General features: G+C 42.9%; 12 protein-coding genes. 1 reads left to right on the top strand and 11 read right to left on the bottom strand.

Translation table 11 applies throughout. The features are described from left to right. The first annotated feature begins 66 nt into the window (after positions 1-66). A complete protein-coding gene (locus BR06_RS0112225) occupies positions 67-495 on the top strand; it encodes a hypothetical protein (protein WP_031483448.1) in 429 nt (142 codons plus the stop codon). 110 nt (positions 496-605) lie between these two features. Here BR06_RS0112225 and BR06_RS0112220 read toward each other — a convergent pair whose 3' ends face one another. From BR06_RS0112220 to BR06_RS0112170, 11 genes are all read right to left on the bottom strand, one after another. After that, positions 606-1,016 carry a PqqD family protein gene (locus tag BR06_RS0112220; RefSeq protein WP_235727724.1) on the bottom strand — a complete coding sequence of 137 codons (411 nt, stop codon included), beginning with the start codon at positions 1,014-1,016 and terminating at the stop codon, positions 606-608. After that, the gene (locus BR06_RS0112215; RefSeq protein WP_031483444.1) at positions 991-1,887 is read right to left on the bottom strand and encodes a hypothetical protein; all 897 of its coding nucleotides are present in this window, start codon (positions 1,885-1,887) and stop codon (positions 991-993) included. Before BR06_RS0112215 ends, BR06_RS0112220 begins: the two co-directional genes overlap by 26 nt. A 149-nt stretch (positions 1,888-2,036) precedes the next feature. Then, positions 2,037-3,998, bottom strand: coding sequence for an OPT family oligopeptide transporter (locus BR06_RS0112210; protein WP_031483441.1), 1,962 nt, complete (start codon positions 3,996-3,998; stop codon positions 2,037-2,039). A gap of 56 nt (positions 3,999-4,054) precedes the next feature. Continuing rightward, entirely contained in the window at positions 4,055-6,028 is a 1,974-nt protein-coding gene (locus BR06_RS0112205; RefSeq protein ID WP_031483439.1) for a DUF6785 family protein, read from the bottom strand. Positions 6,029-6,047: 19 nt separating this feature from the next. Beyond that, positions 6,048-10,922 carry an FtsX-like permease family protein gene (locus BR06_RS0112200; RefSeq protein WP_031483437.1) on the bottom strand — a complete coding sequence of 1,625 codons (4,875 nt, stop codon included), beginning with the start codon at positions 10,920-10,922 and terminating at the stop codon, positions 6,048-6,050. 19 nt (positions 10,923-10,941) lie between these two features. Further along, entirely contained in the window at positions 10,942-11,676 is a 735-nt protein-coding gene (locus BR06_RS0112195; protein WP_031483435.1) for an ABC transporter ATP-binding protein, read from the bottom strand. A 76-nt stretch (positions 11,677-11,752) separates the two neighbouring features. Then, on the bottom strand, positions 11,753-12,433 hold the full coding sequence (locus BR06_RS0112190; protein WP_031483433.1) for an ABC transporter permease: 681 nt from the start codon (positions 12,431-12,433) through the stop codon (positions 11,753-11,755). 326 nt (positions 12,434-12,759) lie between these two features. Further along, positions 12,760-13,551: a polysaccharide deacetylase family protein gene (locus BR06_RS0112185; RefSeq protein ID WP_031483431.1), complete on the bottom strand. Its 792-nt coding sequence runs from the start codon at positions 13,549-13,551 to the stop codon at positions 12,760-12,762. After that, on the bottom strand, positions 13,551-14,714 hold the full coding sequence (locus tag BR06_RS0112180) for a glycosyltransferase family protein (protein WP_031483428.1): 1,164 nt from the start codon (positions 14,712-14,714) through the stop codon (positions 13,551-13,553). Before BR06_RS0112180 ends, BR06_RS0112185 begins: the two co-directional genes overlap by 1 nt. Beyond that, positions 14,711-15,328: a histidine phosphatase family protein gene (locus tag BR06_RS0112175; RefSeq protein WP_031483426.1), complete on the bottom strand. Its 618-nt coding sequence runs from the start codon at positions 15,326-15,328 to the stop codon at positions 14,711-14,713. The genes BR06_RS0112180 and BR06_RS0112175 overlap by 4 nt, the downstream gene beginning before the upstream one ends. After that, a complete protein-coding gene (locus BR06_RS0112170) occupies positions 15,325-16,446 on the bottom strand; it encodes a glycosyltransferase family 4 protein (RefSeq protein WP_031483424.1) in 1,122 nt (373 codons plus the stop codon). Before BR06_RS0112170 ends, BR06_RS0112175 begins: the two co-directional genes overlap by 4 nt. Between the last annotated feature and the right edge of the window lie 24 nt (positions 16,447-16,470).

The raw sequence follows: 16,470 nt of genomic DNA, 5'->3' as shown, positions 1-16,470 counted from the left end.
GATGTTAGCTGGAAATACATATATCTATTTACCTAATATAAGTGGAGTTGTATTTAGGAGGTTGAGATGCCGCAGGTTGCAGCTAGAATTACACATGACCATGAGCAGTGGCTTAAGAACTATTTCAAAACGAAAAGTGCTGGTGCTGAATTTATTCTACCGTGGGCCGTTGATATGTTTTTTAAATCAATGAGATCTACTGCTAAGGAACTTAACGTTTCTGAGTTAAAAACTATATTGGAAGCATATAGTGGTGTTAAGATTCTTCCGAACCAGTGTAAGGGAGCTTATCTGTTTTTACGCATAGAAGAAGCGTGCGAAACAGAAAATGTTCATGTTACGCATGGAGTTAGCAGAGGAAATCTAGAAGCGAAGCTGAAAAGGTTGTCTGATGTGCAGTCTACTGCTTTGATGATCTGGGCTACTGCGTACTGGGTTAGCAAGGTCTGGAATGGTGTTAGCTTTGAGGAATACATCAAGCTGACATGTAGTTAATTTCGCTATCGAAATTGCTTTTTTTGCGTGATTATAACTAATTGTCCGTACAATTAAAAAGCCAGCTATGTTTTCATAGCCAGCCTTTTTTTTGTCGTTATTTTCCCAATTCAGCTATTCATACTGAAAGCGATTAAGCCTCGTTTTCCTAAATCTTTTAGGAATGCGGCTGTTGCAACTTCTGCTTCACGCGGTAGGACGTTGTATTTTTTTGCAAAAGATGCGGCTATTTTTTTTACGCTGGTTTCGCCATCAATCATATCCCACACAAGAGATCCCATATCATCTAGTTCCAATCTTTTCATTGGTGGACGTCCGCCTTTCCAAAGGCCATACTTTTTGGCGACATCTGCAAAGATTGGTTTCATCCGCAAGGGATAGGCTAGAACTATTCTATTGTGGTCTGCTCTGGTTTCTTCGATATCCAAATTTTTAACAGGCTTACACGCAAGTGCTTCACCTCTTGTCATTTCTGGAAGTGGTTTCTTTTTCTTTCTACCGAACAATGGTGTAATTCTCAAAAATGTTTTGCATTCTATCTTCGGGGATAGCTGTGCGTGAGCATATAAGTACGGCTTGAATGCGGTTAGCCTGTTTTGTATACCGAGCCTCAATCTGTCCGAAAGGGCGACGCTTAGAGCTAAATTTAGACATTGTGAGCTTTGCGGCCGAAGGTTTCTTTTCCTGTCCGAACATACAAGTAGAACCTGTGTCGAATTGGAGTTCTGCAATGGACAGATTTAGCCTTTTGATATCGTCTTCAAAAAATTCCTGAGAAAATTCGCCTAGAGTCCGTTCTTTCAAAATTGTATCGGCAGGACTTATTCTGTAAAGGGAAATGCTTTCATTTTCGTTACATAAACCGATTTTGAAACGACCGGGTTTGAATTCAAATGTATCTAGCTTGTAGCTGGCGGGAAGCTTTACCTCCATGTCGTAGATACGCCATGGGGTGTATTCTTCTGTGTTGTAGAACTTTATGCTTTCGAAAAGGGTCGTGGCAGCACAGTCGAGTTGTTCTCCGCCTTTTCCGATAAACTGAATGAGCATTACATTCGAAGATTTAGCGCAGTAAAACATAACTCCGCGCCCGGTAGAAAGGTCTGATTGCCAATAGAAAGCAGTTGAATGAAATCTTTCGAGTGGTTTCTTCCAAGTTGAAGGAAGAACTGAAGATTCAATTTTAATCCCTGATGCTGCTTCAATCTTTTTAGCTAACTGACGAAAATAATTTTGTTCTTTATACGTTTTTCCTGAATCATACCATCTGATTTCAGCGCAAGGGTGTTCACCGTTATCGAGTTGTATAAAGCTTTTGTCTATTCCGCTTACTTCAAATTCGGATGGAATATCAAAGCTGATTCCATCCCAAGCTATATTCTTCCTACCCATTATTTGTTCCTTTTGAAAATCTTAAGTCTTCTGTAATCCATATATAATACAATTCTGAATTGATATTACGTAGCCTTATCAATTCAATCTTTAAATCAAATGGTGTGTAGCTCTAAAGGAGAATAAAACAGCACAGGTTTTAGAATTCGTCAATAGGCCATTTTGCCTAACGATTTCAAAATAAGAGTGCAACCCATTGCAAACATTCCTGTTAATCCCATTCCACATGAGAAACCAGCTAGTAATACCGGTGCATATTGACGCCACATTGCTCCATATTTTTTCTGGAAAAAGTAGCGCCCAATTAGTGCTCCGCAAACTTCCAATATGAATGCGTGGGGAGTACTTTGCCCCAGTCCTCTGACTACCCCGTAAACTAACATGACTGGTAGCCCGAGCGTATTCAGGACTGAATAGAGGATCATTCCTAACCCAATTCCTGAGAATATAATAGGTGCACTTAAAGCTTGGAAAAATAGGGAGTTACCATCTAACGTCGAGGTCTGCATCAGCAAGCTGTTCAGAGCCTGCAAATGCCATAATTCCTGCGCGTACGGATAGTTAGACGACGGAATCGGTGCTAACTGCCAAATAAATTGAGAGAAGAGCAGACTAGCTATCATTACTACTGGGAAAACAACGAGTTCCGCTTTAATGATACCGCGAATGGATGTTCCAGTAAGTTCAATTTCACGGAAATGGACAGTTGCCTCACCATAGTTGTGAATCGGAATTGGTGCATACCAAATTTCAATCCCTTGATATCCAAAGAATTTTGCCCCAGCGATAAAACTCGCTTCTCGCACAAGAGGCAAGCTGACAAACTGGCCGGCTATACCTTCCATTCGGGCCGAAATGTATGAAATTATCGGCGTATAGATGAACCCGTAGAGTAAAAAGAATATCCACGGAAAGTTTGGTACAAGAAATAAACACATGCCCACGTAGGCAAGAGTTGAGAAGAAATAGATTCCAATGGAGAACCAGAAGTTAATGTCACCTCGACCTTCCGGTGGCTCGAATAAATTGCTCCAAGATGCGCGGCTTTTTGCGTGTTCTCCGCGGAAAGATTGCACCACGGACCATATACCGATGAAACCGATCGCAAGTCCAAGCCCGATGGAAAAACTCATATAGAAGTCGAAGTTGTTCGCAAAAACGGTTTCAACTGTTTCCATACCGGGATGCCATCTGTGCAAAATGCCGTGTTCAAATAGAATCGGGTTGGCAATAAAGGTTACGATAATACCAATCAGACCGCCAATGACAGCCCAGAATGGTAGAACCATACCAATGAAAAATAGGCCGAGGTCGAACTGGATACCAGTTGCAACCGCTGGCAGAATTTTTTCGGTATATGGCGTCAGCTCAATCCACGGTATTGGAATCAGCCGTATCGGTTCAGTAAATATAAGTCCTGAGACCGCTGGCAAGAGTACATAGACGGCACCGAAAGCAAGTCCGATAACACCCCCTATAGAGAATACTCTCCATTTCCAACTGGTTTCCTTTTCTTCCGTTGATTCAGCAAGAGCCATAGTACCGAGGGCGCCAACAGGAGCCATCGGGAAGGGCAGTTTTTCAACATCGGAAGTGATACGGTATAAGGCGTAACCCAGTCCAAAGTGGTCAATTCGCTGAACTATTTGCGAACCCACCAGTAGGAGTATCGGGATCATCCAGTCCCTGTGAAAGAACGTTCTTTCAAGTAACGATTCAGATCCGGGCTGCGGAGCAATCCACGTAGGAATAAACTCGGTTAACCCCAACATTCGTGCCGCATCTGATTGGACGAGGTACTGCTGCCATAGCAAACCCGAGAAAGGTGAGGCTAATGCCGCACCTGCCATGTAGTAGAGCAGGAAAATTTCCTGCTGTTTGAGTTCAGTGTAAGACCGTTTTGCTATTTCAGCAAAAAGGATGATTGTAACCCATCTTGCGGCAGGTCCGATTCCCTGTCCGATGACGAGCTGCAAATACATACTACCCGGCATCATCAAAAATCCGATGAAAACCGCGCCGACAACTGTTTTCCAGTCAAACCCTTCTTCAAAGTGGTCTGGTGGCTTGAGCAGGTCTCGATATTCTTGTAGTTCTTTATCGTTGTTCATATCTTTTTTCCGGTGCAGTTATTATCTAAAATTAGCTGTGTATTATTACGTGAAATCTATCCTGGAAGAACCTGATAACTTTGTCCTGCCCATAAGCCGTACAAGGCCCATGCGCCACCCATTAAGAAGTCGCCCATAATTAATCCGAAGAAAAAGTATCTAACTCTTTTAAACAGCCCGACTCCTCCGTAACGAAGGGTAAGCTGGTTACACATCCATCCAAGGAAAAAGCTGAACCATAGAATTTTCATGGCTGAGCTGTATGCAGTCAGGTATCCGATTGGATGCAGAGGCCACCATGGCAGTCTGTTATACGCAACAACCAAGGTGGTCATCACAATAGCACCGACTGTGGCAAAGGTTGTCACCCACTCGGTTGATGCTGCCGGCTCCTGTATAACCCGTACTACGCTGTCGTAGACGGTCATGGATGTGCTTGTCGCCCAGTCCAGATGAAGCTCTCTGATGCCGTATTTATAACAAACGAATAGCATTGCTGCGAAAGACACAGCAACACCAGCCAGCACAATAATGATTATGCCGGATAGGAATAAACGTTTGTTTTTGATCCATTCATTAACTTTTGATCCGTGAACAAGTGATGGCATCAGGGATTCTCTAAGGTCAACAAAGAGAATTTTCTGACACATGGCGGTAATTGCGATTCCGATTGCGCCGAAAAACTTTGTTCCGAACATGGCCGTTACGCCGTCTAGCGGGGCCGCAGTCAAGGTGAAGTAGGCGATACCACCCTGACAAATGGCTTTTGATGCCACTAAGGTGAATATAAAGAATGCTGTCAGCACTACCAGCGCCACAAGCATAGGTACACCGAAATTAACGCACCATGCGACTAGCAGACATGCGGAAATCAGCAGTCCCCAAAATGAGAATCGCAGGGACATCCATTCTGAGGCACTTTTTGTTTGACCGCCGCCGAAAGCTTCGCGCACTACCTGTTGTAGGTGTTGCCTTGCCAGCCAGACGATAAAACAGAAAAATACGAGATAAGCACCGATCATCTGTGTTTCTTCCGGTCTTGTCAGTGTCGGTCCAAAAGTGACTCCAAGTGCTGACGCGGGGATGTTCAAACCTGCAGCATTTAATATTCCGTAGAAGAGTCCGCCCGACAGGAAAAAGAACCAAAAGCTAAATGATATTTGGCGGGACGCAAGGAAAGCAAAGCCCACAAAAGCGGGATAGAAGTAAATTTTGAGCTTAGTAAAGCCGGAAAACAGCCCTGTTTTCGCAAAATATTTACCTGCAAGTACGAGTGTAGGCATTTCCGGGACTGACGGTATGTAGAAATGTAATCCATTCATAGTGTGAAGGAGTACACAGAAAATTATACCGCTTAAGAAAAACTTATTTGTAAGGAATGAACCGTATAGACCTTGATCAAGAGCCTCTTCCATAAATCTTGGCAACTGTAGCAGAGGAAAGTTGATTCGTTCATTTTCAACCCACTGACGGCTGAAAATATTAGTCAGACAGAGCATCATGAAATAGCAAAGCAGGATGAAAGCTGCCCACCACATGAGTGGGGTAACCCATGCAGACCACGGAATAGCCGCAATGAGGTCTACATTATCCATGAAAGATCCGCCCTTAATACCATTATATAGAGACTCAATAGCTTTGGGGTCGGTAGGGTGGAGCGATTCCGGCATCAAGGGCTGGAGCACTTCTGTCCATCTGTTACCAATGGTCGCGAAATGAAATGGGGCCGTCAGATTGATAAAAAATGTTCTGGCAAGGCCGGTAAATGCTATTCCTGAAACAATGACAGTAAGAATCCACATTGTCATAAGTTCCAGCCCTGTTAGAAGCGGAACAGAGCGGAATATCCGATGATGTAACCCTGAAATTGCTGTGAGCCATGCCAGAATAAAAAACGGCGCCAGTGGGAAATGTCCACCCGCTAGCGGAGTCGCATTTAAATAGGCATTATTAAATGGCGTAAAAGCACATATCATTAATCCAAAAATGATTCCGAGTGCTATCGCCCGTATTCTTATGTTACCATGCATCTAAGGAATCCTAAGTTATTTAAAGGTCTTCAAGAGTCTTTTTAAGGTCAAGTCCTGTGAATCCGAATGCCATCAACTCTGGAATCTTATCACGGAAAGTCTTTTGCTTTTCAGGATCAAGTGAACGCCACACAAGGAACTGTTTTCTTATGGCGTTGATGAAACTTTTATTAAGTCGTTTCCACGCGCCTATTTCACCTGATTCACGAGATATTGTCAGGGCCGCTTCAAGGAACTGCGGGTATTCAGCAGATGGCCTGAATTCTAGTCTGACCATCTGTTTTACGCCGAAGTCAAATGGTGCAAGCCAGACGCGTACATCGAACTGGAAACATGCAATATGGTCAGGGAAATCTTCTGATACTTCCTTTAGTGATTCAGGGAGAGGACGGTTGCTGAAGTTTACCTCAATTTCAGATGTTGAAAATAGTCCGTGCGAAACTTCAGTATGAGCTTCAAGGTATTCCAACAAAAATCCACCCGCATCCTTCTGCTCATTATGTTTGAGCAGGAAGGGCAGAGTTGCTTCGATATCATCAGATCCTGAGTCCGGCATTTTCCACGACCTGTTGACGTCAGGAATAGCAATATTTGCGGCTACTCTTGAAGGGTAGATCACTGAAATGAGTGTTACGGCGATGACAAGTAACATTGCGGCAACTCCAGCCATAGATGAATAGTTGGCGGTCATGCCAGCCCACAGAGGTGTCCCAGCTAACAGACCCGAGGCCGTTTGCGCAATGAGATAGCCGACTACCACGCTGATGACTGCAAAGGCCACGGCCTCAGCAATAAATAAGAATGATACATGGGTTGGAGCCATCCCGATGGAGGTGTAAACTGCAATTTCTTTTTTACGTTCGTAAACACTCGTAATCATAGTATTCAGCACGATTAGTGCAGAGATTATGAGCGGGATGAGAATATTTGATACACCGGAATAATTCATACTGTCTGAGGCCTGACAAATGTAAGTTCCCGTTGAGTCGCAACTGAAAATAGGCAGTCCGTAACGGTCCACCAGACCATTAATAGATGCTTTCGAGAAAACACCCCTAGCCGGTGCAATGGCAACAGCTTTTAAATGTCCGCCCATAGCCATCAGAGTGTCATATGGAATAATGGCGGAGACTTCTCCAGGAATATGAGTGTAACGACCTTGGAATGTGTCGATATCTTCACCCGATTCAATAGCATCAGCCTCAACTTCGCTAAGTTCTTGAGCCGTAGCGGAAGGGAAGACCACAGGCGACATTGGCTCACCGTCAAGATCCGTATGCTCAGTGAACTTTTTGCTGTCGAAAGTTCCCGTTAATATGAAACTGCTGCCCCATACGGTAACTTCATCTCCGGCAGATGCACCAAGCCTGTCAGCCATCTTTTTTGAAAGTATAATCTGTCTGTTCAGATCAGGAACAAGCCATGTTCCATCGACCAGAATTTTGTCAATTCCACTAATTTTGTTTTCTATATGGCTAAGCCCGACAAGACCTTTAACTTCCTCATGTTTACCTTCAAAACTTACAGGGGTACTTGCTGAGATAGTTTTATCTTTTAATTCAAGCCAGCCGCGCGGAGCTACAATGCCGTTTTCCTGGAAGTCGTTACTTACTATTCCAAGTGTTTCGCGAGGCAGATCCTTCCAACCCAGATTTTTCATGAATATACCGGAATAAGGCTGGTTTTCACTGAAAAGAACGTAGGTGTGTTCTCTTAGAGATTTTACCGCAGTAAAACTCATGATCGTAAATGTTAGAATGGTAAGCGTCAGGCATGTCAGGAAAGTTCTTATTTTCCTTCGGCGCAAGTTACTGACGCCAATCACAAATGCAGACGTGAAAGCCTTCCATTTACTGATTTCAGACGTACTTGTCCTGTGCGCTCGTTGTTGCAATAGAATCATTTCTTTTTCGAACCTGAAAAAGATGATCAACGACACCATTATAGATAGTCCGAGGATGAAGAAGGCTAATATTACCACCATGGGACTATAGGTGAGCTGGAATGCCGGATGGACCATATAAATGAGCCCAATAACAGTCATCAATATGCCAAGGAATCCTAAAATTCTTTTATGAATGTCGGCGAACGCAAAAATTACTCTTTCTATACAGTATGCAAAGGGTATGAATAGCGCGATATAAAACAGAACACCGACAAGAACGTCTTTTTGTGTTTGGTCTACATCAAGATATACTCTTGAAGCTAAGGCCCACGCTGTGCGTGAGTTTTCCATGAAATCGTCATACTGGCGGTCTTTCCACGCCTTATTGGACCTAGCAAGAGCTTCTGTTCCTTGCTTTTCTAAGGTTCTAATTCGCTGGTTAACAATACCGTGATCTTCAAGGTTTGCGATTCTCGGTTTGAGAAGGTTCCACATATCTGAGGCCGCTCTGTGATTGGTCGCAGGGATAATGGGCCATTCTTTTAAGTTATATCCATTACCTCCGGTATCTTGGGGCGTGGAATGGATGAGAATCATCTTCCGGTTCAGTACGGAATCAGACAGGGTCATCTTGAGCGGTACATTCGGTTCAAGAAAAACACTGGCAATTGTGGAAGAACGGGTATCAATGCGGCTGTACCAATAATGCATAGGGTCTGCATCTCGCGCACCATCCAGTACTTCAACTTTGGTCATGTATCTGAAAGTTCTTGGAGTCAGCAGGTCAAATAAAGTTGTCTGCGTACATGCAAACATGACAACTTTAGTTTCCATATCAAGTCGGCGCATTTTAAGTCTGTATGCGCTTTTGCCTGTCTGCTTTTTGTCAATAGCCCAGATTATTCTGCCGTCGGGGTTGTATTTGTAACCTTCAATAATAAGCTTTGCCTGAACGAGCTTACTTGACGCAACCCCGCTAACTTTAAAGTCTCCTGCCATGTCGGCTAGAGAGTAAAACCTAGTGTTGCCCTGAAAGGACATGAAAATTGTATCCGGTGCTGCCTGATCAGCGAATAGTTCACCCTGTCTTACGAAACGAGCTTTACCATTAACCAGCGCAAAACCTTTGCGCGGATTTTTGGTTGTAAGCGGCACTGTCGCTGCAGATATACTTCTGACTAACCCTTCTACTAGATCGGCCTGTTTTTCGATTCCATCCCAGTTGACATTTTCCAAAGTATCAAAAGGCGTACCCCAGTATGGGCGGCCATCATTTACTGTTGCAAATGTGAAGCTGAGAAGTCCGGCCATTGTGGCAATTTCACTACTGAACTGCGGTTTATCAAGCAGCCATGTCTGCCATGGTCTGGATCTGTTCGGGCGCAGGGTGTCATTAAATAATCCGCTTGTTCCGATGTTTTTTTCAACGATAGGAGCAGCGTCTGCCAAAATATCGTTAATCTGAGAGAATGTTCTGGAAAGATTTACTCTTGGACGCAGGTCATAAAACCAGCCTTGGCCAAATGCCCCGACTCCTTCACCGCGACTCGAAAGGTGCAAGGAAACAGTACAGACAGGCTCCTTGGATCGGACTATCCTGCGAAGACTTCGTGCACTTCTTGCGGCTTCGAGTTGTTGTTTGATGTCCTGTTTAACCGCGTATACTTTAGCTTTAAGTTTTGGGAATAGACCGCGAAGTGCTTCGTTTTCTTCTGCGGGCAGTGTGGAATAATTGCTTTTCCATGAAATACGGCGCAAAAGTTTGCGCTTGTCGTCTACAATTTTAATTTCAGCTTTGTTCATGTTTTTATCCATGCGCATTTTCATAAGCTCTTTACTGATAATATCGACTTCGTCTTTTAGTTGATTTTTAAGCGAGTCATACATCAGATTGAAAAGTTCAGGATTTTCGACCGCCATTTCTGTGGCAAGTGGATTATCCATTTCTAATCCTTCTAAAATCTGAGCCGCATTATTTTTTTTCTTACTAAGCTGAGCTTTGATTCTTTTTAGGCTGATGCTTTTGCCCGAAATAGCTTTGATGAATTCGCGCATTCCTCGCAGTGATTGACCGTGGCCAGTTGTGGCAAGGAGAAGAATTGAGCGTTTAGGAGGATTGGCAGCAAATTTTTTGCCTATCTCAAATAGTGATGCAATGGAAAGAGCTTCGTCTGCTCCTGGGGAATTACCCATTATATAGGACGAACTGTCGTAGAAAGATTCAATTATAACGAGGTCTTCTGAAAGTTTAGGGTCGGTTCCCTCAATCATGCAGTAAATGTTTTCAGCGGCAATACGTTCCCATTTTGCGGAAGATTTTACAGTTGCCTGCTTTGCTACAACTTTATAATTGTCACCCGGTGTAAGACCCAATTGACTTTTGCTGTCACTGGCGCTCATGTAATAACGGGGAAAATCCAGTGGTGATAGTTCTAATTTTTCTTCGAAGAATCCTTTCAGTGTGGGGCCTGAATCAATATAAATAAGAGCGGAAGCGCCAAGACTTGCGGCGTTCAGCCAGTTTTTACCAGAATCAATATCCATTAGGACTATTGCATTTTGGATGGGCAGTCCGTTGAAATCAGATAAACGCCCCTTGCCCACATAAATCATGGGGCCTGTCAGACCTTCTCGCGAGGTTGCAGGGGGAGATATTGCATTAAATTTTGCAGGGCTTATGCTAATCTTTTTGCCACTTTTGCCAATGGTTAACTCAGCTTCTGAATTAACCATTGTCGGGGCTAGAAATAGGTGTTTGCCTACTTTGACATCACCTAGTTCTTTAAATCTCTTTACGATGTAGTCCGCAGCTTTTTTTTCACCTTCCGTACCGAAAGAACGATCTCCCAAGGCTGTAAGCTCGGAAATGGTCTGTTTGTATGGTTCGGATGAACTATAAGCTTTTTGCGGTGCGCTGATTAATGTCAGCACGCACAATATCGCAATCGTCATCAACACTTTTAGTGGTGATAGTTGCGGGCGGGTCTTATTTATCAAAAAGATGGACATTAACTGGAGCCTCCGGGGATCAGGCCATGCGGATACAGCCAACATCAATGTTGAGCTGATCTCGATTTTCTACTTTCTTAACAAGGCCGTCCTCAATCCATACTACCCGGTCAGAAGCATTCAGCATCTTATAGTCATGAGTAGCTGTAATAATTGTAACTCCGCGTTCCTTACTGAGTGCGCTCATCAATTTGATGATCTCTTCACCTGTTGAAAGGTCAAGGTTACCAGTAGGTTCATCGGCAAGAATAATGGCAGGGTCGTTGGCAAGTGATCTTGCAATTGCAACGCGCTGCTGCTGCCCACCGGATAGTTCCTGCGGTTTGTGATTGTATCTCTTTTGTAGTCCTACAAGATCAAGAAGCTCGATTCCTTTTTTCACAGCCGCATCATTATGAACCCCTGCGAAAATCATGGGAAGCGTAATGTTTTCGAGGGCTGTCATCACCTGAATGAGATTGAAGGTCTGAAATATGTATCCGATTTTGCGGTTACGAAGCCATGCTAGTTCGAATGCATCAAGCTGCGCAATATCCACTTCATCAATGAAAACTTTCCCTTCAGTAGGTTTATCCAGCCCGCCGATCATATTGAATAGTGTGGATTTACCAGAGCCTGACGGCCCCATAATCGAGAGGTACTCACCAGCATATATTTCTAGATCAACGCCTTTTAAAGCCTGAACATTAGTGCTGCCGAGTTTAAAGCTTTTCGTAACTCCGGTAACTCTTACTATAGTATGTGCATCGGGCATATATTGTCGCCTTTGTCTGATTTAGTTTTCTAAAAAATAGTCAAAATATTAAGTATATGTGAGTCAGTGTTATGAATTATTCTTCAACACGCATAGCTTCAATGGGCCTCATTTTCGCGGCAATTAAAGCAGGGTAGAATACCCCAATAAGACTTAGCCCGAAACCTACTATAATGGAGTAAAGCACGGACATTCCTACGTCGGATAAAGGGAGATACCTGATTGCATCAAATCCAAACCTGAGCATTCCGAGGAGAATAGCTATTACGCCGCCTGCGATTGCTCCGAGTAGTGAGCCGACAACCCCTTGCATTGAGGCTTCAAGGACAAACAACCGCAAAACAAAGCTGTCGAGTGCGCCTAGGCATTTCATGGTTCCGATTTCGCGAAATCTTTCCGTGACCGCCATGAGCTGTGCATTGATAATTCCGACAGTACAAACTAGAAGCGACAGAATAACGATCCAACGCTCTTTAGCGCTGCCGCCAACTTGGTAGCCTGATTTATCAAGCATTTTCATTAGATCTGGTTGCCCAGAGCCGTAAATACCATTTGATATATCACTACCAATAAGTATGTACGCCAAGAAAGAAACGGCAAGTATAAGGGATGTTACCGTTACCATATTTCGAAGGAATCTGGACTTGATACTTTTTATACTGATTTCAAGTGATTTATCAAAAGGAAGAACGACCTGAGCAACAATATCTGTTTCAGAGTCAGGGTCTTGGAATGGTATTCTTTTTTTCTGTGACATTTTTTGCTCTTTAAAAAAACAAATGAGTGCGTGCATATAAATTGAAACACAAATAATGCATGCTTAAAAATTTAAAAAAGTATAAAAAATAAAAAGGCTTGATTTGCTATTTATTTGTATTTTTATACTCACTTAGTAACCGAAACTGCGTGGAATGCAAAGTAAAAATACTTATTTATCATATGTTCATTCTTGATGCGGTGCGTTTTTTTTCAAGGATTATGAACACTATAATCGTGTATAGTTTAAAATTGATAATTTATTACGGTTTTATCTTTAAAAGTAAGGCGAATTCAAAGAATATAGCGGTAAAGAAGTGTGGCAGGTTATTTAGGGAGCATGTCTCGCATGTCTTGAATACGGAGTGAGGGTGTTTCTGCAATTCTTGCTAGAAGAAAGTCTAAAAAACGAACCGAAGTTTTATTCATGCGTTGGTGATGCAACATAAAACCAGCGTAGTCTGATTGAACTGCATTTTCAATCTGTGCCATTAAGTTGAGTATTCCAGCTTTAGGATTCTTTTCTTTAATTGTGTGCAGGTCAATGTTGATCGGGAGATCCGGCAATCCTTTTAATGGAAATGGCGCAACATTTATGCTTCTTGAGATTGCTATGAATCCAAGTTCTATAAGCGTTGTCATTGTTTCTTTGGTGCAGCGGTTCCACGGCGGGGTGAAAATAGGACACATGTTATTGCCAAGCAACTTATTCAGTTTCAACTTGCCTTTAGTTAGTTCGGCAAGAACTTTTTTATTATCGCGCGAAGGGCCGAATTCGTATTTTTTCCCGACTTTCTCTTGATTGGTATGCTTGTAGCCGTGCTGGTGCAAACACCATAGAGACATGTTCGGACCAAGAGTTCCGTATAACTGTTGAACTCTGATTTGGTTAACCCAGCTTGGAACAACGGCAAGTGCAAGTGGCACTTTATTTTTCTGAAAAACCTCGATCATTGCTGAAAATTGTTTGCCCGGATAGCCGATATCATCGGCTCTAAAGAAAACATCGCAACCTTTTTCAGGGATCAATTCAGATAATTTTTCCCACCAGATTTCGAATGTTTCGATTAGATCAGAAATATTGTTTTTCCAAATGGAGGAAATTGGGCGGTATGACATTAGTTGTTTCCAATCTTCTGGATTGCGCGTGCAGAATCAAGGCCGCCATCTAAGTTTATATTGTGCTCGGCAGTTGTCCGCTCTTGAGCAAAAAGATTTTCGATAATATTTTTCATGTCACTTACGTTTAGGTCATCATTGTTTAGAATTTTAAGCGGGATATATTTTGCTAATTTCTCAGCTCGCATGCGCTGTTCATGATTTTGCGCAAAAGGGAAGACTGCGCTTGGGATACCTGTGGTAAGTATATCCATACAAGTATTGTATCCTGCCATGGAAATCATACAGTCAGCCCCCATTAGCAAATCTGTGAAATCTGGCGCGAATTTTTCTATAGTAACGCAGGATATTGTCGCTGCTTTTTTTTCCAATTCATCAAAGCTTTGTTGATCAAGAAAAGGTCCGGTAAGTATTAATAGTTCGCTGTTTTCGGGGCGCAATTGGGCATAACCATTTAATACCGCATTTAGAAGTGGACCTCCTACCTTGCCGCCTCCTGCGCTGGCAACCATGAACTTAACATCAGCAGCAATGCCGCGTTTTTCTCGAATGTCATTTCTAATCTCTTTGCGGGGCTTTCGCGCTGCAAATCCTGTATAAACTAGCGGAATGGAAATGTTGTCTATTACGGAAAATGTTTCATCTAATTTTGAAATTTTAGGGTCTGAATGAATAAGTAGAAGATCAAAATACTTGTTCAGATATTTTACGCAACGATTTTCATGTTTTCCCCCATCGTCGCGTTCTACTAAAATATCTCTTAAAGAACACACAACTTTTACGTTGCCGTATTTACCTTCTTTAATTGCATCAAGAATCGGGAGAAGTTCAAACCTGAAAGCCTTGCGCCCGAAAGGAAATAGTTCAATCAGGAATATGTCAGGCTTTTCATTTTCAAATATTTTTTTGAGTGTTTCAGTACGCTCTTCCTTAACTTCATCAAGTGAACGTCCTTCATCGGTAGGCATAAGCCCTCCGAAGTTTTCATTCATGCATAGACCGGGAAGTTGAAAATATTCGACATTGTCAGGCAATTGCTGATCAGGGCGTGAACCGCCTGCAACAAAAATTACCTGTTCGTCTTCGAAGGCTCGTGCAATTTCGAGACTTCTGAAAAAATGGCCCATGCCTAGGACATGCTGGCAGTACTGAATTATTTTCATAGAAGGTCGTTTAGCCTATCTATCGATAAAGTTCCATCCCATTTAACCCAGTGTAAACGGCGGCGTTTAATCAGCTTTCGAGTGGATGGCATAAAGTCATGTCCTGCAAGGCTGTAGGTGATGGTTTTAAGTGTTCCCTCATGTATTACAGCAAGCACTTTAGGTGAATCACTGACAATTATTTCGGCTATCTTAGTCGCTGCTTCGCTGAGAGCTTTTATAGCTCTTGCGGACGTTTCGCGGCGGCTTTCTCCTCCAGCGGGGCGAAAATCCCAACCTTTGGCTTCTTCTTCAGGTATAATTCCGGGCCATTTCAATTCGAGATCATCATAGGTTAGCCCTGACCACTCTCCCCAGTCCTGTTCACGTAGGCCGGGAACTGTAATGAACGGTAAATCAAGCCCTTCGGTGATAATTTTGGCTGTTTCAATGGTGCGGCCCAGATCACTAGTGATAACCGCATCAAAAGATTCCGGAGATAATGCTGGCTTCCATGATTTTGCCAATTCAATACCGTCTTCGCTTAGTGGAGAATTCATATGCCCTTGAATTCTGTTTTCTTCGTTCCAGACTGTTATGGAGTGTCTGATTAGAGCTATTTTTACAGATTTCAAAACGTCCTCCTTGAGATTACTTGCCTTATTTTAGCTTCTACTCGTCCCATATTCAAATTTGAGTTGAACTTCTCTTGTATATGTAATGATCCACGGTCACCCATGCGGTGACGTTTTGATTTGTCATTGAGCAGAATGAGCATATTTTTTGCGAGAGTTGAAATATCTCCTTCAGGAGATAAAAGTCCGGTTTCATCTTGTTTAACAGCTTCGCATGGACCGCGTGTCGAGTATGCGACAACAGGTAGTCCCGAACTTTGCGCTTCGAGGTAAACCATGCCTAGCGCTTCATTAATACCGGGGTAGGCGAAAATGTTCGCTGAACTATAATATTTGAAAAGTTCTAAGCGGTTAATCTTTCCTAAAAAGATAATATGATCAGGTGAAATTTTATTTGCGAGTAAAGTCAACCGTTCGCGCGCATCGCCGTCGCCAGCTATTATGAGCTTTGCATTGGGAGTTTTTTTGAGAACTATTGAAAAAGCATTAATGAGATCATTGATGCTTTTCTCTTTAACTCCACCACGCAGCATCGCCGTAGTCATGATGGTCGGAGATCCGTTTAAAGCGAGTTTTTTTCGCATCTCAATTCTACTCTTTTTGCAGAATTTAAAAAGATCTGGGTTAATACCGGGGCTGGTTCTTGTAAGTTTTTCAGGAAGAATAATGCGGGAAAGATTTTTATGGTCGATTTCTTTATTGGCAAAAACGTGGTCTGCTTGGAGCAGGGCCTTTTTATTTGCCATGAAGCCGAGCCAAGTTTTGGGATCGCGTCTGTGTTTAGTGGAATAAACACCTTGGTAAATCATGTATGGAATGCCAAGTTTTGCTGAGATGGACGGTCCAAGTAAGTCCGGCGACTTGTAGTAGCTGTGGTAGGTCAACCAGAGATCCGGTTTAAATTCTGCTGTCCGCTTAAGTGTTTTCTTGTACTCAAGGTAGAGAGCAGGCCATTTGAGCGGTGATATCAGGATATTGCGGAGTTTCATCTTGCTGGCAACCATCAGCTCATGCCCTTGAGACTTAAGGAAGTCGTGCAGGCTCTTGCCGATCATCAAATCTCCAGAAGGAACCTCATGATGAATGTGTTTATGAGGAGCAAAAAAAGCAATTTTCATATTTTATGCCCCTTACCTTTTGAG

This window comes from Maridesulfovibrio frigidus DSM 17176 (assembly GCF_000711735.1).
GTDB lineage: Bacteria > Desulfobacterota > Desulfovibrionia > Desulfovibrionales > Desulfovibrionaceae > Maridesulfovibrio > Maridesulfovibrio frigidus.
Note: the sequence above shows the minus strand (reverse complement) of the source record. Positions and strands in the feature narration are given on the sequence as shown.